This window comes from Halovenus amylolytica, assembly GCA_004015825.1.
Taxonomy (GTDB): Archaea; Halobacteriota; Halobacteria; order Halobacteriales; family Haloarculaceae; genus Halovenus; species Halovenus amylolytica.
The window spans coordinates 56,659-75,567 of sequence record SAYS01000013.1; the positions used below are offsets into that span (position 1 = coordinate 56,659).

17 protein-coding genes and 2 pseudogenes are annotated in these 18,909 nt (G+C 56.2%); 11 read left to right on the forward strand and 8 right to left on the reverse strand.

Annotated features, from left to right (window positions below):
• Positions 1-223: 223 nt before the first annotated feature.
• Entirely contained in the window at positions 224-709 is a 486-nt protein-coding gene (locus EOW68_RS10925) for an Lrp/AsnC family transcriptional regulator (RefSeq protein ID WP_128225199.1), read from the reverse strand.
• Positions 710-881: 172 nt separating this feature from the next.
• Here EOW68_RS10925 and EOW68_RS10930 point away from each other — a divergent pair, with 172 nt between their 5' ends.
• Positions 882-1,658 (forward strand): high-potential iron-sulfur protein, encoded by a 777-nt coding sequence (locus tag EOW68_RS10930; protein ID WP_128225200.1) that lies wholly within the window; start codon positions 882-884, stop codon positions 1,656-1,658.
• Positions 1,659-1,875: 217 nt separating this feature from the next.
• Here EOW68_RS10930 and EOW68_RS10935 read toward each other — a convergent pair whose 3' ends face one another.
• Both EOW68_RS10935 and EOW68_RS10940 read right to left on the reverse strand, forming a co-directional pair.
• Positions 1,876-2,934, reverse strand: a complete 1,059-nt coding sequence (locus EOW68_RS10935) for a patatin-like phospholipase family protein (RefSeq protein ID WP_128225201.1) — start codon at positions 2,932-2,934, stop codon at positions 1,876-1,878.
• 222 nt (positions 2,935-3,156) lie between these two features.
• On the reverse strand, positions 3,157-3,465 hold the full coding sequence (locus EOW68_RS10940; protein ID WP_128225202.1) for a CGCGG family putative rSAM-modified RiPP protein: 309 nt from the start codon (positions 3,463-3,465) through the stop codon (positions 3,157-3,159).
• 88 nt (positions 3,466-3,553) lie between these two features.
• On the opposite strand from EOW68_RS10940, the gene EOW68_RS10945 reads away from it, so the two are divergent.
• The gene (locus tag EOW68_RS10945; RefSeq protein WP_128225203.1) at positions 3,554-3,934 is read left to right on the forward strand and encodes a cupin domain-containing protein; all 381 of its coding nucleotides are present in this window, start codon (positions 3,554-3,556) and stop codon (positions 3,932-3,934) included.
• A gap of 414 nt (positions 3,935-4,348) precedes the next feature.
• Here the strand turns inward: EOW68_RS10945 and EOW68_RS10950 are convergent, their stop codons facing one another.
• The 3 genes and pseudogenes from EOW68_RS10950 to EOW68_RS10960 all read right to left on the reverse strand — a co-directional run.
• Positions 4,349-5,521 (reverse strand): inorganic phosphate transporter, encoded by a 1,173-nt coding sequence (locus tag EOW68_RS10950; RefSeq protein ID WP_128225204.1) that lies wholly within the window; start codon positions 5,519-5,521, stop codon positions 4,349-4,351.
• Between the two features lie 476 nt (positions 5,522-5,997).
• The gene (locus EOW68_RS10955) at positions 5,998-8,187 is read right to left on the reverse strand and encodes a PAS domain S-box protein (RefSeq protein ID WP_128225205.1); all 2,190 of its coding nucleotides are present in this window, start codon (positions 8,185-8,187) and stop codon (positions 5,998-6,000) included.
• Positions 8,188-8,551: 364 nt separating this feature from the next.
• Positions 8,552-9,166: pseudogene (locus tag EOW68_RS10960) on the reverse strand (zinc ribbon domain-containing protein); the annotation flags it as partial.
• A gap of 157 nt (positions 9,167-9,323) precedes the next feature.
• On the opposite strand from EOW68_RS10960, the gene EOW68_RS10965 reads away from it, so the two are divergent.
• From EOW68_RS10965 to EOW68_RS10975, 3 genes are all read left to right on the forward strand, one after another.
• Positions 9,324-10,010 carry a helix-turn-helix domain-containing protein gene (locus tag EOW68_RS10965; protein ID WP_128225206.1) on the forward strand — a complete coding sequence of 229 codons (687 nt, stop codon included), beginning with the start codon at positions 9,324-9,326 and terminating at the stop codon, positions 10,008-10,010.
• A gap of 81 nt (positions 10,011-10,091) precedes the next feature.
• The gene (locus tag EOW68_RS10970) at positions 10,092-11,156 is read left to right on the forward strand and encodes an ATP-binding cassette domain-containing protein (RefSeq protein WP_128225207.1); all 1,065 of its coding nucleotides are present in this window, start codon (positions 10,092-10,094) and stop codon (positions 11,154-11,156) included.
• Positions 11,153-12,070, forward strand: a complete 918-nt coding sequence (locus EOW68_RS10975) for an ABC transporter permease (RefSeq protein ID WP_128225208.1) — start codon at positions 11,153-11,155, stop codon at positions 12,068-12,070. Before EOW68_RS10970 ends, EOW68_RS10975 begins: the two co-directional genes overlap by 4 nt.
• Positions 12,071-12,290: 220 nt before the next feature.
• On the opposite strand, the gene EOW68_RS10980 is transcribed toward EOW68_RS10975, so the two are convergent.
• Together EOW68_RS10980 and EOW68_RS10985 are read right to left on the reverse strand one after the other, a co-directional pair.
• Positions 12,291-13,145: a coenzyme F420-0:L-glutamate ligase gene (locus EOW68_RS10980; RefSeq protein WP_431358872.1), complete on the reverse strand. Its 855-nt coding sequence runs from the start codon at positions 13,143-13,145 to the stop codon at positions 12,291-12,293.
• A 316-nt stretch (positions 13,146-13,461) separates the two neighbouring features.
• Positions 13,462-14,636: pseudogene (locus tag EOW68_RS10985) on the reverse strand (M20 family metallopeptidase).
• A 225-nt stretch (positions 14,637-14,861) separates the two neighbouring features.
• Between EOW68_RS10985 and EOW68_RS10990 the strand changes: the two are divergent.
• The 6 genes from EOW68_RS10990 to EOW68_RS11015 all read left to right on the forward strand — a co-directional run bounded on the left by EOW68_RS10990 (position 14,862) and on the right by EOW68_RS11015 (position 18,900).
• Positions 14,862-15,455 (forward strand): helix-turn-helix transcriptional regulator, encoded by a 594-nt coding sequence (locus EOW68_RS10990; RefSeq protein ID WP_128225209.1) that lies wholly within the window; start codon positions 14,862-14,864, stop codon positions 15,453-15,455.
• A 125-nt stretch (positions 15,456-15,580) separates the two neighbouring features.
• Positions 15,581-16,999, forward strand: coding sequence for a multicopper oxidase family protein (locus EOW68_RS10995; RefSeq protein WP_128225210.1), 1,419 nt, complete (start codon positions 15,581-15,583; stop codon positions 16,997-16,999).
• Positions 17,000-17,217: 218 nt separating this feature from the next.
• Positions 17,218-17,610: a hypothetical protein gene (locus tag EOW68_RS18690; protein ID WP_431358873.1), complete on the forward strand. Its 393-nt coding sequence runs from the start codon at positions 17,218-17,220 to the stop codon at positions 17,608-17,610.
• Between the two features lie 57 nt (positions 17,611-17,667).
• On the forward strand, positions 17,668-18,036 hold the full coding sequence (locus EOW68_RS11005; protein WP_128225211.1) for an SHOCT domain-containing protein: 369 nt from the start codon (positions 17,668-17,670) through the stop codon (positions 18,034-18,036).
• A 90-nt stretch (positions 18,037-18,126) separates the two neighbouring features.
• Entirely contained in the window at positions 18,127-18,543 is a 417-nt protein-coding gene (locus EOW68_RS11010) for a DUF302 domain-containing protein (RefSeq protein ID WP_128225212.1), read from the forward strand.
• 6 nt (positions 18,544-18,549) lie between these two features.
• On the forward strand, positions 18,550-18,900 hold the full coding sequence (locus EOW68_RS11015) for an SHOCT domain-containing protein (RefSeq protein ID WP_128225213.1): 351 nt from the start codon (positions 18,550-18,552) through the stop codon (positions 18,898-18,900).
• The last annotated feature ends 9 nt before the right edge of the window (positions 18,901-18,909 follow it).

The following is an 18,909-nucleotide window of genomic DNA, read 5'->3' on the forward strand; positions in this document are numbered from 1 at the left end:
TCGTCTTCACCCAGATGTACGAACAGTCTGCCTATTAAATCTGTCTATACTACCAAATCGTTCGAATAAATAAGATTATAGAACATGATGGTTATGAGTCCGGAAGCGTGAATATCAGGTCGTCTCTCTGCGGAGACAGCGACGACAGAAGGCTCTCGAGCCGGACCAGGGGATCAACAGACCGCCGCCTCTGGGGAGTGAAAGATAATGAAACCGCGGTACTCTAGTTCCCGTTCTCGGAATGGATATCGGGATCCAGGGTTCCGAATGGTTTCGTCTCGTGACTCCGCACGAGCACTTCGTCTGCGACCGTGAGTCCCATATCGATGAGTTCCTGTGCGACGGGTGTGATGTCGCTGTCCGTCTCACCGACGGCCGTTACGAGGAGATTCTTGTCACCTGTAACCAGTTCCTGGACAGAGACGACGCCGTCGATCTCGAGAATCTCCGGTATCATGTCACCGCGTTCGTGGATGGACGCGGTGCAGAACAACAGCATTCGAAGGGGGTAGCCCGACCGCTGGAAATCGATCTCTGCACTGTACCCCTTTATTATTCCGTCCGATTCGAGTCGCTGGATACGCTTGCGGACAGTGCTGTCAGATGTTCCGGTTCGTTCCGCGATTTCACCCGAGGACAAATTCCGGGCATCCTCCTGTAGGGCGTACAGAATTGCTCGATCCACGTCATCGATTTCCTGATCGTTCATGGCGCAACGTGCGGAACAAAGCTACTTTACTTTGTACGTTATTCGGGCCGCCCAAGAGATACAGCACCTCTCCGGAGTGAGCCCTCCGAGTGCGAACAGTTCTGGATCGGCGCGTTCCCACTCTTCGAGAATATTCCTCACGATTAAGCATTATTAATATAGAACTACAAGTATGATGGAGGGGAAATCGTGGGCTGATTCAGCATCGAACTACGACATGTGGAGTCGGCGGAACTACCTCGTCGCGACTGTGGGCCTGGCTGCATTGAGCGGGTGCACCGGCGACACCGATGACGAAAGCGAACCGACAGAATCCGGAGACGACGACGAGGAACGCCCGGAAGGAGTTACGGCGGATGAGTTCGAACGCGGCCCCGTACCCGAGGTGTACGTGTCTGCAACTTCGCTAGGAAACGAACAGCGCAATCCTGATGAGTTGCGCACGAAATCTGCTGTCAGCTTCTCCGAATACGAAGAAGCCCGGGAGAACGAAGGGCATACCCCGGGAACGTGCTGCGCGAACTGTGCCGACTACATCCCGGACAAAAACGGCGACGAGTTCGGTGCCTGCGTGGAGGTCGAAGGCTACATCGACGGCGCAGACTGGTGTACCATCTACGAAGAGTTGCCCGAACCGGAAGTTCCCGAAGGGATGTCCGAAGAGGAACTGGCAACGGCCGAGGTGCCCGAGGAGTACCGGACTGCGAGTTCAATTGGTGGGGAGGAGCGTGATCCCGACGACCTCTTCAGCCACGAAGAGGTGAACCTGATGGAATCGGTGGACGCGATTGCGGAAGGTGTGGCACCCCCAGGGCAGTCCTGTGGGAACTGTGCCGAGTTCATTCCAGATACAAACGGTGACATGTGGGGTGCCTGTGCGAAGGTCGAGGGGTTCATTGCAGTCGAAGACTGGTGCGCGGTCTGGGAACACGTCAGCGAAGAACTCTGATAGTGTTTGTTGCGAGTCTTTACCGCGACGGTGCAACAAGATATCGGTCACACGGCGTGAAACGCCGATATCTCTGACGTGGTCACAAAAATTACCGCAACAAACACTATGAGTGCCTCCGACAAGCAGGAGTGAGGCTAGATCCACACTCTCTGTTCAGTATACCCGCCAAAACGGAGGAGATTCTGTGGGTTTCAACAGCACCAGCTTTTCGAAATCAATCAGACTCGTTTCTGACGCCGTCGGTAGTCCAGAAATCACTCGCAGCTGCCGTCCCGCGGTCCATCAACATCTGCAGAAAGCTGGGATCGGTGTTCAGTTTCGAGTGTCGGTCCTGGTCGATTCCGAGTTCGATCTCTTTCAGTTCGATATGTTTGTACGCCTCGTCGTCGATGACTCCCTCGGCAATCAGATCGTTGATCGATTCGATCATATGTATCTCCTGTTGCAGGGAGAGATTCCCGGATAGTTCGGTCCGTCGGTCGACAATATCACCGAGTGAAGTGGGTATGTCGGCGGTCTCTCGTGGAAAGAGCCGAACGATCCAGATCTCGTCTGGCTTGTCGTCGACCTCGTCCGGCATCGTAAACTGCCGAATCGGCGGATTTTGCGAGAACTGGCCGTCCCAGTGGCCCTCGCGCTCACCAGTCACTCCCTCGATTTCGACGGCTCGAAAGAGCTGTGGAATCGCTGCAGATGCGAGCAGCGCTTTCACCCCATCCTGGAGTGGAGCGGTCTCGTCTGTCTGATCGTCGCGAATTTTCAGCGGTGTGGATCCATTTTCGTTGTCGGTAAAGACTACGAAGGAACCGGATTCGACGTTGACGGAGCCGATGAAGAGATGCGGTGGCGCAACCGGGACAGGATCTTCGAACTGGATGTGCTGGTCGATCGTGTCCCGAAACTCCCGCACGAACGCCGACGTGAATGGATTTAGATACGGGCTTACGTTGAACGTCCCGGTCGTAAACTCTTCTGTTAGTCGGCTACTCCAGACAGAGAGCGTATTTGAGTACCGTTCGAGTGGGGAGCTTGCAGCGATGTCCGCCCAGAAACTTTCGAGCCGATCCAGTGCACGGTCCGGCTCACCGCGGCGCAACCCGTCCCAGACGATCGTCGCACAGATCGCGCCACCGGACGTCCCACTCAGGGAAGTAATCGTATATTCTGGTGGACTGCTTTCGAGAATTTCCCGTAATACACCCGCCGTGAACGCAGTATGACTGCCCCCACCCTGGCAGGCGATGGCGACAGTCCTTGTGTCCCGTTCTGACATGCGTTACTGTCAGCAGAGGTGGGATTTGTACCTTGTCAAACCGGGATCCGCTCTCCGAAGCTACCGGTCACTCTGTTTGCAGTCGGCGACCACAGTCCGGACACTCCTCGTCGACGATGGTGACCTGTGCGTCACAGTCCGGACAGTACTCCCGGTAACAGGTTCGATCTCCCATACAATAGCTACCAGTGAGATCGGCAAAAACCTGTGGCTCGCTCGCTATCACTGGATGTGTACCCTGGTGACGTGGCCGCCACAGCCACATTGTTTGATGCACTCCAACTCGATCGGCTGGCCGTCGTACTCGTCGAGTGCATCGAACAGAAACGTCTCGGGGTATCCCAGCTCCCCGTGGGTGACCAGATTGACGTGGTAGCCTGGAGCGGTGTGTTCGACCGCGTCGATTCCATCCCGGACCGCACGGGTTGCTTCGTCGGCGTACTGTGATTTTTCGAGATTGATCGACCAGGAGTTATGGTGGTACTCGATCTGGGATTGTCCGTCGTGATCGTGCTCGTCAGCGGAGGCCATACAGTGAATTACCCGTCGCAGCCATTTACGATTCGTCGCAAACATATTCGGGACAAACCGAATTGGAGCTGCGTACGAACGGTTACCTATGCCGGAAACAACGATTGATGCCCAGCGACAGTACAACGGGGAGAAATTCACAGCCAAAGAGATCGCTCGAACGGAAAATTCGAAAACAGTCTGTGGCTACTTCGAACCGGGACAGTTCATCCCTGTGCACGCCCCGGATAGTGATGTGACGATCGTAATTCAATCGGGGCAGGGGATCGTCAGAGATGGTGAGACAGACCACCGGGTAGCGGCAGGGTCGGTCGTGACAGTCCCAGCCGGAAAAAAGCGGGGAGTTCGAGCAGATGGGGAGCGCCTTGAGGCAGTACTCGTCACTGCCCCACCACCGACAGAGGTCGAACACGATCCCGTCAGACGGGGGATCAAACAGGGCGAATTCGAGCCGGATCTCGACGAGTAGGTCGGTTGGAACCTCTTCTGTCAGGCCTCGCCCCAGGGGTTCGTTTCATAGTGATTAGTGCGGTTATTTTCGTGCCTACCTTCCAGACAGCCCTATCTCACGGACTCGCAGTAATCACGATCAGTCGGTACAGCAGGAAGCCCCCTCGACGAACGGCGTGGGCGCGTCACGATCTCTAATACTGCCGGCTGTAGAAAACTGACAAATTTCGCTACCCCGGGATGGCCCATATCTTTCCGAATGAACAGCTGGTAGTATAACTATATAGTATAACTGTTTAGTATGACTATTTAGTATGCCTGTTCAGATTTCGTTTCGACCGGTTCCGGCAATGGGCATATCCCATAGACGAACGGTTCTGGATTCAGGGAAGAGCCTCGGTAATATTGTGGATATTTTACAATATAGATTGCACTACAAAAAGAGGGCCGTCCCGTATCCAAGGACAAACGCGATACCGAACGAGCAAACCCAGGCACAGAGAGTGACTCCGATTTTTCGAGCGCTGACAGCCTCACTCCCACCGACTGCGGCCCCGCTCCCGATGATCGCGCTGACCACGATCTCGTTGAACGAGACGGGGACACCGAGCAGGACAGCAACCTGTGCAATCAGAAAGGATGGGACCAGCGCGGCAATAGATCTACGCGGGCCAAGCGACGAGTAATCCTGCGCCAGCGACTTGATCATCCGGGGTGCGGCCGTCCACGATCCAGCGAGGATGCCGAGGCCACCGCCGAACAGAACAGCGATTACTGGTATCATTCCAACGTCGTCGAGCAGCGGGAGCAGCGGTCCGACAGCGAGTCCGACCTGACTCCCACCAGCAGAGAACGCCACAAGTGAACCGAGCGCGAGAAGAACGTGTCGCAATCCAGCAGACATATCACGACGGATATCCCACGCGACGACGGCTGCAATCCCACCCGCGACGAACAGTGAGATTGTGAGGGTGATCGCAACACCCCCCAGGTCAACTGTTCGCTGAACGAGTCCAGTGAGCGATCCTGCTGTTTTCCCCGGCCCAAGATACGCAAACTCGACGTTTGCGAGTACGGCACCGACGACCCCTGCTAGCAGCGGAATACTGTACCGTTCTGGAACATCGGCCCGGGGCAAAACCGTCGCGATACTGTATGCAATGCCGCCCCCAACGATCGGCGTCAGCACCCATACTGTGCTGATCTGGATATATTTCGGCCAGACTGGGGTTCCTCCAAGAGCCAGACCGACGCCGATCACCGACCCAGTCACGGTGAACGCCGTCGCGATCGGATACCCGGTTTTGATTCCGATCGCCATCAGGCCAGCACCGATAAACAACACGATAATGACGCCCACCGCCGGCAGACTGCCACCGCCGATCAGACCTCGACCGACAGCCTCGGAGACGTTCGCTCCTTGCACAACTGCGCCCGCGAAACCGAAGAGACCGACAACGAAGGCTGCCTGCATCGTCGAGATCGCGTTGGCGCCCACAGCTGGCGCGAACGGGGTCGCGCCGCTCGATCCAGCACCGATAACCCACGCCATAAACAGACTTGCGAGTCCTGCGAGGAGGAACAGACCAACGACTGATGGTTCCATTATGAGAGCTTGTGGCGATGACTAGTCCAGGATTGTCTCACAAGCTTGTGATCGACTGTGTCACTCTCTTTTTGTGAATGCACCGAGGAAGAGACCGCCCAGCGGCGGGGAAGTGCGGACAGTGCCGATTCCGAGAATGATGTGGGACCATTTCCGGTGTTCATCTGATACCAAACCTACCGTGTGGACGGATAAAAGAGTTTGTATAGTAGATCAAATACTATACAATACTAAATCGCCGCTGTACCCGGATATTGCGTACAAACCGCTGGAAATGGTACAAAATCAGACTGAATTGAAAACACCGAGCATTCGTATTTTGCGTACAATACAATATTCAATTAGCTGGCGTACGATTGGAATGTAGCATCCCCAATACAAACGAACGGCTCTGGTGAAATTCTCAGAACGTGATAGGTTTCGTCTTGTGTGCTAAATACGGGGCGGGAATGTACCATAATCCACTCGCAGCGGAGTTACGTAGCTATAGGCAATTGAACGATGAAGATCGTTCCTTCGGGATCGTTGTCTGTGACCCGTACATCGCCGTCGTAACTCTCGACAAGCGTTTGCACTAGATACAGACCAATACCTGTTCCCTTGCTGTTGAGTCCTTTTTTACCCCTCCCGAAGATATCTACCTCCTGTTTGTCGGGCACACCCGGACCATTATCGGCAACACATAGTTGAACGGTGTCGGTACGAACTTCCACGCCAACAGTTACCTCTGGTACCGGTTTGTCATTGTGCTGGATCGCGTTTGTCAGTAGGTTCCGAAAGACCGACCCAAGCATCTCGTCGGCCAGTACGTCCACTGCAGGAATATCCCCTTCAATAGTAATGATAGCCTCTGAGTACGCTCCTTGGACCTCATCCAGCTCAGTTGTGAACGAACTCCGAAGGGGTACCTGCTCTTGGTTGTCCTCGCTCGTTAACATCACGTCGGTTATTTCTCGTGCTGTCCTCGTCAGTTCCACAGCCTGGCCCGCACTCTCCTGAATCGTCTCGACATATTCGTGCCTGTCACTCCCCTGCTCAGTGTGCTCGGCAAGCAAGTCGGCATACGCGGTCACCAGTTGGAGGTCGTTACGGATATCATGACGAACCACCTGATTTACTATTTCTAGGTTGTCACGCTGCTCTTCGATGCGCTGTTCGTACTCTTTACGCTTGGTAACATCTCGGCTGCTCACGAGAATGCCTTCGATCCGATCTTCGTCCAAATGATTTCGCAGTGTGGACTCGATCCAGCACCAGGACTCATCAGCCCGTCGGAACCGAGTCCGTACCGTCTGAGTCTCATCAGGATTTTCGAGAACATGTTCGATGGCATCGGCAACAGCCTCGCTGGTTTCCGGTGGCTGATACGCAAACCCACTGTTGCCAATCAATTCTGTCGGTTTATATCCTAGCACCCGTTCAACAGTCGGACTGACATACGTGATCGTTCCATCAGGAGCAATGATGGTTGCGACATCGGTTGAATTTTGAATGATTTGCCGGGCTCGCATTAATTCCTGTTCACGCTCTTTGATGTGGGTAATATCTCGGAGCGTCCCAACGGACCCCTCGAAACTGTCTCCCTCGTAGGGTAGGACGCCCATGTGATCTTCACAGATGATTGGATCACCGTCGTGGGGTTGAATCGTCACTTCGAACGTGACTCTGTGTGGGCCGTCACTGGACAGCACTCGTCCTAACTGGTGTTCTGCTTGTTCGACTGCCTCCTCGTTTTTGATCAGCGATGGCGTGTTTCCGAGAATCGTCTCCCGGTCGTAGCCCACCATTTCGACGAATTGGTCGTTGACGTAGGTGAACTGTCCCCCCTCATCAAGCACGTACACCGCGTCGGTGAGCGTGTCGATGATTGTCTTGTACTCTTCCAGTTCCGTTTGCAGGTGCTTGCGGTCGGTGATGTCGTTTCCGGCTCCGCGGAGCTTCGTTACTTCCCCGTTTTCGACGACCGAAGTGATTGTTATGTCGATAAAACGTTCGTCGCCATTCTTCGTTTGCAGTCGCCATATGTCGTGTACGTCTTCGCCGGTTTCGAACGCCTCTGTGAGTGTTTGTTTGATATTTTCGCGGTCGTCCGGGTGGAACAGTTCTATGGCTTCTCCGAGTGGATATTCGAATTTGTCGGGACGGCCGATGAGTCGTCGGGTGCCAGCGGTCAGCAGGACAGTATCGTTCTCTCTGTCGAATTCAAACCCGCCGGTGTCGCCGGCGAACTCTGTGAGACGCATCAGTTGTTCCTGTCTGTCGGCTCGGCGCGCTTCGTGTCGTGCATGGACCGCATTACGAATCCGGTTGGCCAGGAGTTGGTACCGTTCGGAACCCGATCCCTTTTGAAGATAGTCCGTTACGCCCGCGGCGATCGCATCACTGGCGACGGCTTCGCTGCCCTGGCCGGTAAAGAGAATAAAGGGGAGATTCGGATACGCTTCTCGGACAGCCTGCAAAAATTCTAGACCATCCATGCCGGGCATATTGTAGTCCGAGACGACACAATCCGGTTGGTAGTCATTTATAATAGTAAGACCGTCATCGGCACTGGTGGCTGTCTCAACACTGAGTTGATCGGCCTCGCGTTCAAGCAATGTTTCACTCAGGGCTGTGAACTCGGGATCATCATCTATATGTAGTACCTGAATCTCTCCCTGTTCCATCGTCTAACCATAATTTTATTTCGTTAGTGATAGGAGTTTTGTAGCAGTATCAAAGTTTGATACGGCAGGCTATAGATTATTGCCGATAGCTTTGTCAAGGTTAGAGTATACCAGTAAATCTCGACAGCTTATTTAATTATTTAATTCCGAGTTGTGGGGGACAGCAGTAATTACTGACAGAAACCAGTGATGCACTCCCGCTCTGTATCGGTCGTTCCCCTGAATCATCTACGGAAACTATCACGAGTCGAGCGACGAATAGAACGCGCATACGTAGCACGGTGCACTCGCAGTGAACAGGGGTCGTGATTGATCGATACGGAGTGGACTGTGTCCCCGAGTCAACTACCCAACCCGACTTCACTTACCCTGACGGGTTCGTTCGTGGAGGGCGGTGCTCGTCTATGAACTCGGTCTCGAACCTATCCGGGTGGGCGGTAAACCCGCCCTTCGGCTTCAGTGTTCCAGACTTTAGGGCAAGCTGACTGTTGCCCGTCCGCCGAGGCGACTGTTGGCCCCGACGGACATACCGCAATCCGATGTTCTTCCCCGCGTTGTAATCCGCATTCGCTTTCGACCCGTAGTTCAAACACCGGAAGTCGTTGCGAATCGGGCGATTCTCGTCCGCCGTAAATCCACACTCGGCACACCGCTTGGATGTGTACGCCGATCCAACTTGTTTCACCGAGACACCGACCGATTCGGCTTTGTACTCCACCTGCTCGGAGAGTGTTCGGAACGCCCACTTGTGACCCCACGACGCGCCTGTTCGGTTGCGGATATGGGTTCGGTCCTCGAACGCGATCACGTCGCACTCGTATCGGAGCGCTTCCGCGACGATGGCGTTTGACGCCCGATGAAGCACATTACGGACGTAGCGAAGGTCGCACCCACTCGATTCTTCAAGCGTTCGGTGTGCGCTTCGCGTCCCGGTCTGTTGGAGTCCGGCGCGTCCGTTCTCAAATTCGCGGAGGTTGTGCTACTCGTACTGCCGGCAGTATCACTCGCACCCCTCGTTCGGTGAGGAAGGTGACTCCGCGCTACCGCATCAGTTGAATTGATGGGCTACCTCGTCGAGAAGGGTCTGGAGATCACAAACCAATATACCTTTGACTGTTATCTTGTATCAAACAGCTATGGCACTCGTCGCCGAGTTCGATATCACCTGCGAACAGCTTCCGTTCGTTCCCGTTGCCCGGACGCTTCCGGACGCGACACTGGTACTCACGCTCCAGTTCAACCACGACGAACTCCCGCTGTTTGTCCTCTCGGTGACCGACGGTAACCGAACGACGGTTGAGGAGACGTTCGACGACCTCCCTGTCGTCGGCGAGTACACCGTGCTCGGTGAGGCAGGCGAGACGCGCCGCTACCAGATTATTCCGGGACGGTCGCTAGAAGAGCATCTCGGCGCACATATCGACGACTTGTCCGGACTGGAGGCACTTGCAACGACAGATGCCATCATCGAACGCATCGAGGTGCTGCCGATGGGGTGGCGCCAGTCAGGCTGGTTTGCCCACCGTGAAGCGTTCCACGAATTCCGGGAATTCTGGCAGCGAAACAGCGGCTTCCACCTGCACCGACTCACCAAAGCGGGTGACGCCGAGCCACCCGGGGATGGGCTGACCGACCGCCAGCAGGAGGCACTCCGGACGGCTTACGAACTGGGTTATTTCGACATTCCACGGAGCGCCTCGCTGGAAGACGTTGCTACACAGTTGGATATCTCCGCGTCATCGGTGTCCGAACGGTTACGCCGTGCCCAGACCCAACTCATTGAGGAGACGGTGGCAACCACGTGGCCACCACTACCCGACTGAGACTGGCTACCAAGATACTTAAACGGCCTCACAAATTCGAGAATAGCCTACCCGATAGCCGATATGACGGGTAACTTGCAGATGGCAGTACAACAGTCATCACCTCGGACCAATCGCACAGTACCGACTCAAGAGAATGATCTCGCTATCGATGCAGACAACGTCCACGTCACCTACGACGATGGGACCGAAGCCGTCCGCGGCGTCAGTCTCGACGTTGCTGAGGGCGAGTTCCTCGGCTTTCTCGGCCCCAACGGGGCCGGCAAGACGACCACGATCCGGACGCTGGTGACGCTGCTGTATCCCACCGAAGGGTCAGTCAGTATCAACGGCTACGACACGACGACCGAGCCCCAGGCCGTCCGTGAGTCCATCGGCTACATGGCACAGGAGACCAGTATCGATCTTGAACTCACGCCCCGCGAGAATCTCCGCATCGCGTGTGAGATGTACGGTGTTCCGAGTGACGAACGGAACGAGCGCATCGAAACCCTGCTTGATCTCGTGGACTTACACGACGTCGCAGACAAGCGAGCGGAGACTTTCTCTGGCGGGATGCAGAAGCGTCTCGACACTGCGACCGTTCTCGTGCACCGTCCGCCAGTGGTGTTTCTCGACGAACCGACCACTGGCTTGGACCCCGAGGCACGCCTCCGGGTCTGGGACTACTTCGAGAAGATCAACAGCCGTGGAACGACCGTGTTCCTGACGACACAGTATCTCGAAGAAGCCGACCGACTCTGTGATCGGGTAGCCGTGCTCGAAGACGGCCAGATTATCGCCGAGGGAACACCCGAATCGCTGAAAGATACTGTCGGAAGAGATACGCTTACTGTCGCCTTCGAGCAGCCAACTGACCGGCAAAAACGCCGTGTCATTGAGGCCGTCCGTGCTGTCCAAACACTCGATGACGCGACTGTCGAATCTACCCCGTCTGGCCTCGCTGTTCACGCCCCCGATGTCACGAGAGCAGCGACAAGCGTTTTCGAGGTACTTACTGACGCAGATGTGGCAATCAGTGCCTTCGATGTCGACTCTCCAACACTTGACGACATCTTTCTCTCGCTGACTGGTGACGACGAGAGTGCTGCTGTAGAGAGCGAGATAGACAGTACCCGTGCAGCTACCCAGGAGGTGCCCCGATGAGTCCCGAAATCGAGGGCGACGAAGTTTCCGAACGATCCGTCACGCAAAAATCGTCAGGAAATAATGCCGTTGTTGACCTTCGTATCAGCTTCAAGCGCTGGCTGGTCAAAACATCGCGCAATCCCTACGTCACGTTTACGTCGCTGGTCCAGCCCGTCATTTTCTTCGTTCTGATGGCAGAGGTACTGGGCGCTGTCGCTGCTGGCGCACTGACACAGGCAGTTGGTGGGAATATTCACTACGTGACCTACCTCACGCCCGCAATTATGATCCAATCTGCACTCGCTGCGGCCGCTGTCTCGGGTATCGGACTCGTCGACGACATGGAGACAGGAATGTTCGACAAGACGCTCATCTCACCGATGGGGCGAGGCGCCATGTTCGTCGGGAAACTCTTGTCAGAGCTTGTTCGCATCATCATTCAGACGCTCGTGATCCTCGCGCTTGGTTTTGGCCTCCTGTGGATGAAGACTGGTGGATCTATCGGGAGTTACATCCAAACCGGCCTGGCCGGGATGCTGGGTATCATCGCGGTCACGGTCATCTTCGCTGGCGTCTTCATGGCGTACTCGAACATCGTTGCGCTTGTGACACGTGATCGTGAGGCCACGATCATGATTGCGAACCTACTGACATTCCCGCTGCTGTTTATCTCTAGTGCCTTCGTGCCCTTGGACGTGCTGCCGAACTGGATTCAGACCCTCGCTATCGTGAATCCGATAACCTACGGTGTCGATGCCATTCGCGCACTGATGCTTGGGCAGGATGTGTTTTCAGTGTTCGAGATTACGGTGTTTGGAGGTCTCTGGAACACAGTTGTCCCCGCTGTTGCTGTGCTGATCGGATTTCTCCTTGTGCTTGGGTCCGTCGCTGTGCACCTCCTCAACAACGCTTCCAAAACTGAAGTACAGTAGCATCAGTTTACCGCGGCATCCCGCTTTTGATTCGTGGTAAATCGCCTCGGGGTCAAGCCCCATGGCGTTCGTGTGGAACCGTCTGTAAATCTTCTGTGAACCGGTTTATGAGACGCTATTTACCAACGAGAAGCGATGAGACAGTCCAAAACGTGAGATACGCCCACGATGAGAACGGTTCTATGACACACTCTGTAAGAGTTAAATCCGAGAGTTGCTGTCAGAACCATTCGCGGGCCTTCAGGCGAGCAGTTAACTGTATACTCTTTCGAATTCCGCGGCGGACGACACCGCCTGAATTCGGCACACCCTCTCCATCTTCGTACTCAAGTCCACGGACGACCGTAACGGGGATCTGTTCGTCCGCCTGTCCGAACAGCAGTGCCGATCCGGCAGTGAGTTCGTCTGCGACGAGGTCAACGCCGCCAACCTTCGGTCGACCATACAGGTCTGTTTGTCCAAAGTTGCTATCGATGGCTTCGATCCCTGAGCAGCCGATCGCCAGATCCATCGAACCTGGGCCGGCAATTTCCGAGTCGGCCAAGACGACAGCCACATCTGCGCCTGTCTGTTCCTCGATTCCCTCACGGAGGCGGCGGGCACTCTCATCGGGCGCTTCCGGCAGCAACGTCATCATCCCCTCCGGACTGTTTGACCAATCGACACCCGCGTTCGTACAGAGTCTCCCGTTACGCTCGGTCACGAGCATCGCTGGGACGTCATCGAGTGCTTGCTGCGCCGCCTCGGGGTCGACAGCGTGTTCCAACAGCAGGTCTTCGCCGACCGCTGCGATCGGGATCGCACCGATGACCTCGCTTTCATCGTAGATGACGGCCACTTCCCGCGGATCGATGCCGGTGATATCGGCCACTCGGTGGTCGCGGTCGGTAACTTCGACCTCGTTGGCTTCGACAAGCCGGTTCTCGGCGAACGATACGACCTTCGCGGTGACGACGACGACGTCACCGTCTGCCAGGGGATACTCTTCAGCCGTCGTTTCGACGATTCGGTCGACGAGGTCGTCGTCTGGCTCGACTCGTCCAATATCTAGTCCATGGAACGTTAATTCCGTCATCAGTTTAATGTCGGAAACAACACACTTCAACGCTGGGCTTATTGCATATCGATGGGAATCAACGGGATTTTTTCGAGATGCGTTCAACATCCTTGCTGAGCAGTTAGATAACAAAAAACAGTGTGAAATCAACGGTAGCTGACGGCTGCATACATCCTCTGCATGCAGCACCCAGTTCCGATCAGCTCCGGAGTATTTCAACGAGGCCAAACGAACAGCGCACCCACGATGGCCGAATTCACTAACGTGAAGACACGGAAATTGACATCCTTGCAGGGCTGAAACGCCACTACGTTCTGGTGAGGGATGCGAGCAGTTATTCCAGTGGGGCCTGTGGTAAACTGCTGTACAGGACCGAGTTATCGACGAGTGCCTGGGTCGTGATGTACTCGTCAACAGCATGGACGGTATCGGTTCCAAACGCAAATTCGACCATCGGAATCCCGGCATTTCTCAAATTTTTTGTATCACCACCACCTGTCGCACTTCGTCGGAACACACGCTCACCCGTCAGCTCCTCGGCGGTGGACGCCACTGCCTCGACGAGCGGGCTATCGATCGGTTCGACAGTTCCGACACTCCAGGACACGTTCGTGATCGTGATGCCCACACAGTCTGTGAGACAGTCCCGGATCTCTGCGAGCATCTCCGACGTTTCTACCCCTGCAGTCAGCCTGATATCGATCTCTGCACGGGCAGTCTGGGGAACACTGTTGATCGCTTCTCCACCTTCGATCGTTCCCAGGTTGATCGATGGGGATGTAAACAGTGAACGAGCCTCTGTTTCGCCCATCATCGGTGCATAGAACGCAACTGACTCGTCCAGTATTGGTTGCACTGTCGAATCGAGATCGAGTTTGCGTGTGCCGAAACGGTTGCGGAGTGTTTCTATTGCCCTGTACAGCCGGTCGATCACATTCTCGCCCAACACTGGCCGCGATCCGTGTGCTGCATCACCAGTTGCTTCGAGGGTCAGCCAGATACTTCCACGGTCGGCCACCGTCACAGAGTGTCGGCCCTCTTCACACGTTGGTTCCCCGATGACACACGCATCGGCGGCGAGTTTGTTGCCTTCCAGAAGGGCAGGTAATCTTGCATCACCTCCGACTTCCTCGTCACTCACGAACGCAAACGATAGATCGATCGGTGGGTGGTCTCGGTCTCGGCGTACGCGTTGATAACGAACAGCATCGCAGCGAGGGATCCTTTCATATCTGTTGCACCCCGCCCGTAGAGACGCTCATCTATCCGCTCCCCGAGTGGATCGTACGACCAGTCGTCAGTATCGAACGGGACGGTATCCAGATGACCATTGTACAGAAGTGTTGTATCTGCTTCGCCAGGAACTCGCACTACAAGATTCGGTTTTAGTGGGTCGACAACGAATCGCTCACTATCGACAGACAGCGGTTCGATCTCTGTGATGATCTCGGTCGTCTCTCCGGGTGGATTCACCGACTCGACTGCCAGCAAATCGAGCGTGAGTTCCACGAGATCCTCACGGTGGTTCTAGATGTACGGGCGTTTGTGACATTAGTAGTCATATGTATCGCAGAGAGCAGTAAGAAGTTATGCGAATCGGTAGTGAGTGACTCGGGGCAAGTAGAAATAACTGTAATATTTTTTGGGGTTTATTCCAGGAATCAAAACTGGTACAGTGATGTCTCACAAACTCTCATGTATGGGCAAGCTTCCTGTGGGATCGAGGTGGGGAAGATGAATCGAAAGCAAGCCGATACAGTCGTCGGTGGTGTGATCGCTGTCGTCCTCGTAGTCGGCAGTGTGCTCAGTTGGCAAGCGTACCAGCAACAGCAGGCCTTCGATCAGATGGGACCGATGATGGGGACATCGATGGGAGCGACCCACGGAACGAATCCGCTCTGGTACGTCCTCGGAACCATCCTCGTCTCGGCTGTCATTGGTGGGGGATATCTCGTGATCCGGGACGACCTCAGTAGCACAGACGTACCCGACCGTTCACAGACTGAAGTGGCGGATTCGGCTGATCCGGAGAGTGTCGACGCATCGGCAGAGGACACCAAATCAACGGGTGATATCAATCCAGAGGGCCAGCCACAGGCACGCGTTCTGGACCTCTTGCCGGAGGACGAACGGCGTGTCCTCGAACCGGTCCTCTCCTCGCCCGGCATCACTCAGATCGAACTCAGGGATCGCTCTGACTTCTCGAAAAGCAAGGTAAGTCAGACGGTGAGCACTCTCGAGAAGCGAGGCCTCCTGTACCGCGAGCGCCAGGGGCGGACATACCGTATCTATCCGAGCGACGACTTACAACAGGAACAGACGAACTAGAGGACCCCCCACGAGTCCAGACCCTCCCAGAACGTCTTTTTCGGCACTGGATACGGGACAGGCGCGGTCGTGTAATCCTACCATCACCACGAGGGCTATACGTGCAGGCTGCCAATATAATGGATATGCGATCCACAGGCTTCTCGCGTCGCAAACTGCTCCAGCTGACGGGGGCGACCACTCTCGGCGCGCTCGCGGGCTGTTCCGATCAGCTGCCGGGCACCGACGACAGTGGGGGACAGGAGGTGCCGCCGCGCTCGACAGTCACGGCCGAGCCAGATACATCCGTCAGCCTCACCGCGGCGTCCGGGACCATTCGTCCTGCAGCCGATACGTCGACATCAAACTGGATGTACGAGAATCAATTCCCAGGGCCGGAGCTACGCGTTCAAGAAGGAGACGTACTCAGCGTCGAATTGGCCAACGAACTCCAGGCGGAGACGACGATTCACTGGCACGGAGTTCCCGTCCCAAATCCGGTGGATGGAGTGCCGGGCGTAACGCAGGACCCGGTCGATTCCGGCGATACGTTCACGTACACGTACCGTGCCGAACCCGCCGGAACGTATTTTTACCACAGTCACGTCGGGCTCCAGCTCGACCGTGGATTGCTCGGCCCACTGATCGTCGAAGAACGTGACCCGCACGTCGAGTACGACCGCGAATACGTCGTGATCGTCGATGATTACCTCCCTGGAGAGCCGGAGCTTCCTTCGGACGGAAGAATGGGGGGCGGAATAGGGGGAAGAGGCGGGATGATGGGTGACGTTCGGCCGCCCTACGAGGGGCTCCTGATCAACGGTCGACTCCCTGAGAATCCCCAGACGTTCGAGGTAAGGGAGGGCGAACGGATTCGCTTCCGGTTCGTCAACGCCGGCAGCGCGACAGTCTTCGGTGTCCGGATCGCAGGCCACGAAATGACGGTGACCCACGCCGATGGTCGACCTGTCGACCCCGTCGACGTGGACTCGTTCGTCTTCGGAGCCGGTGAGCGCTACGACGCCGTAGTTGAGGCTACAAACCCGGGCACATGGGCCCTTCGAGCGGATGCGCTCGATGGAACCGAACCCCCAGCCAGGGCGATCGTCGAGTACGAGTCAGCGGGCGGAGTGAGCCCACAGCGCCCGTCACCAGCCAGTAACCAGCTGCGGTACGGAGACTTGCGATCGATCGCCTCGCTCGACGGTGTGAGTGGAGACCCGGATCGAACGTTCGATCTGACGCTCTCCCGTGGCAGAGCTCGGTCCTACACGTGGACGATAGACGGGCAGGCCTATCCGGACGCCGATCCGCTCCAGGTTCGGGCCGGAGAGCACGTCCGGATTCGGATGAGCAATCTAAGTCCAGTCGTTCACCCGATGCATCTTCATGGCCACTTCTTCCAGGTCGGCAACGCGATCAAAGACACAGTTATCGTTCCGGGACATCGAGGGCAGGTGACGATCGACTTCTACACCGACAATCCCGGCCGGTGGTTGTTCCACTGTCACAATCTGTACCATCTCGATGCAGGGATGGCACGTGTCGTGACATATGTCGAGTGACTCGGTTTCGGATCGTTCATACTAGCAGCCGTGTAGTCGTGATTCTGCCAAGGGAGAAGGGTGGAGTGCCAGCCCATCGAGTTCGGGCCGGAGGAACGGTCCCTTCGCTGAGGGACGTTTAGATCTGCCTATAAACGTTCTCGAACGTTCTCCTATCCCGATTCACACCCAGGTCGATAACTCCCGAGCAGTGCTACGAGTAACCGAGGCGAAAGACAATGACCAACCAAAACCTCGGACGATGGCTGCTCGTAGCGCTTGCGATTGTCGGACTCGCGTTCATCGTGCCCGTTGTCAGCGCACACGGCGACGCAACGACCGCTGATGACGCACCTACGGAGAATGCCACCGCAGATGAATGGGCCACTTGGATGGAGGCGCAGATGACCGAACACATGGGACCTGGTAGCGTCGAGTGGATGGAGTCGCACATGGGTGTGACCGTCGACGAGATGGCCCAGGCGATGGCCGACGAGAAATTCCACGACAGAGCTGACGACGACTACCACGACAGAGCCGACGAGAAATTCCACGACAGAGCCGACGAAGACTACCACGACAGAGCCGACGACGACTACGACCGCGGGATGTACGGACAGGGCCACTGCTGACAGCCCTGACTGTTTCGATCGCTCCAACTGACCACCGCGATTCACCAACTCGAACCAATGACACAACTCACACAACAGATCGGACGCACTGCTCGTCGATTCACGATACTCGCGGTTGCGCTGCTGGTCGCAGCGACTGGAACGGCTGCTGCCAACGGTGGTGGGAGCTACGGCGGCGGCATGACTGGCGGCGGCATGACTGGCGGCGGCTGGGGTCTCTTCGGCGGAGCGATGGGGCTGTGGGGACTCCTCTGGATGGGGCTTCTCATCGCCGTCGCACTCTACATCGTCTATGTGCTCCTCAACCGGGGCTCCGGTGGGAACGAGGAGCAGTCGCTATCGGTTCTCCGTGAGCGCTACGCCCGTGGTGAGCTCTCGGACGAGGAATTTGATCGACGGCGAAAACAGCTCGAACGCTCCGGATGACCGGAATAGTTGCTGTTCCAGCCGATAAACTCCGAACGCCCGCCGTTGCGGCACCCAATCCTTAACCCCGTGGGAAGAGTATTTCATATTATGGACTATACAATACAAGTATCAGTAACAGGGGAGTTCGACGACGTCGTCGACACGACGATCGCAGCGCTCGAAGACGAAGGATTCGGCGTCCTCTGTGATATCGACATCCAGGCGACGCTCGAGGAGAAACTCGGCGAAGAATTCCGCCAGTACCGCATTCTCGGTGCATGCAATCCCCCGGTGGCATACGAGGGGCTGACCGAAGAGATCGAACTCGGTGCACTCCTCCCGTGTAACGTCATCGTCTACGAAACCGACGACGGCGATATGGTTGTGAGTGCCGTCGATCCACAGCAATTGCTCGGCATCGCAGACAACGATGCGCTCGACTCCATCGCGACCGAGGTCACCGAACGATTCGAGCGTGTTCTCTCGGCCGTCGGCGACGAGCAGGAATCCATGTCGGAGGCCTGATCTTCGGTGTCTTCATCGAACCAGCTCGATACCACAACCATCGTCCTCCTGATCATCGGGGCGATCATCGTCCTCCCGTTGCTCACGATGGGAATGGGATTCGGCGGGATGATGGGGTACGGTGGGATGATGGGATACGGCAATACTGGAGGGTGGTGGGCGTTCGTCGGGATGCTGGTCCCACTCATCTTCCTCCTCATCCTCCTCGGCGGTGGCTACCTCGTCCTCCGGCGTATGAGCGAAACGCAGACAACGCAAGACTCCGCGATGGAGGAACTCCGAACGGCGTACGCTCGTGGGGATCTCACTGACGAAGAGTTCGAAGCCCGCCGCGAGAGACTGAAACGGTCGGAGTAAAAATTAGCG

Coding starts and splice junctions, on each gene's coding strand:
- EOW68_RS10935 (WP_128225201.1), bottom strand. CDS start 2,934: ATGTCAGAACGGGACACAAGGACTGTCGCCATCGCCTGCCAGGGTGGG.
- EOW68_RS10925 (WP_128225199.1), bottom strand. CDS start 709: ATGAACGATCAGGAAATCGATGACGTGGATCGAGCAATTCTGTACGCC.
- EOW68_RS10995 (WP_128225210.1), top strand. CDS start 15,581: ATGCGATCCACAGGCTTCTCGCGTCGCAAACTGCTCCAGCTGACGGGG.
- EOW68_RS10950 (WP_128225204.1), bottom strand. CDS start 5,521: ATGGAACCATCAGTCGTTGGTCTGTTCCTCCTCGCAGGACTCGCAAGT.
- EOW68_RS10930 (WP_128225200.1), top strand. CDS start 882: ATGATGGAGGGGAAATCGTGGGCTGATTCAGCATCGAACTACGACATG.
- EOW68_RS18690 (WP_431358873.1), top strand. CDS start 17,218: ATGACCAACCAAAACCTCGGACGATGGCTGCTCGTAGCGCTTGCGATT.
- EOW68_RS10965 (WP_128225206.1), top strand. CDS start 9,324: ATGGCACTCGTCGCCGAGTTCGATATCACCTGCGAACAGCTTCCGTTC.
- EOW68_RS10990 (WP_128225209.1), top strand. CDS start 14,862: ATGAATCGAAAGCAAGCCGATACAGTCGTCGGTGGTGTGATCGCTGTC.
- EOW68_RS10970 (WP_128225207.1), top strand. CDS start 10,092: ATGGCAGTACAACAGTCATCACCTCGGACCAATCGCACAGTACCGACT.
- EOW68_RS10940 (WP_128225202.1), bottom strand. CDS start 3,465: ATGGCCTCCGCTGACGAGCACGATCACGACGGACAATCCCAGATCGAG.
- EOW68_RS10945 (WP_128225203.1), top strand. CDS start 3,554: ATGCCGGAAACAACGATTGATGCCCAGCGACAGTACAACGGGGAGAAA.
- EOW68_RS11010 (WP_128225212.1), top strand. CDS start 18,127: ATGGACTATACAATACAAGTATCAGTAACAGGGGAGTTCGACGACGTC.
- EOW68_RS11005 (WP_128225211.1), top strand. CDS start 17,668: ATGACACAACTCACACAACAGATCGGACGCACTGCTCGTCGATTCACG.
- EOW68_RS10980 (WP_431358872.1), bottom strand. CDS start 13,145: ATGACGGAATTAACGTTCCATGGACTAGATATTGGACGAGTCGAGCCA.
- EOW68_RS10955 (WP_128225205.1), bottom strand. CDS start 8,187: ATGGAACAGGGAGAGATTCAGGTACTACATATAGATGATGATCCCGAG.
- EOW68_RS10975 (WP_128225208.1), top strand. CDS start 11,153: ATGAGTCCCGAAATCGAGGGCGACGAAGTTTCCGAACGATCCGTCACG.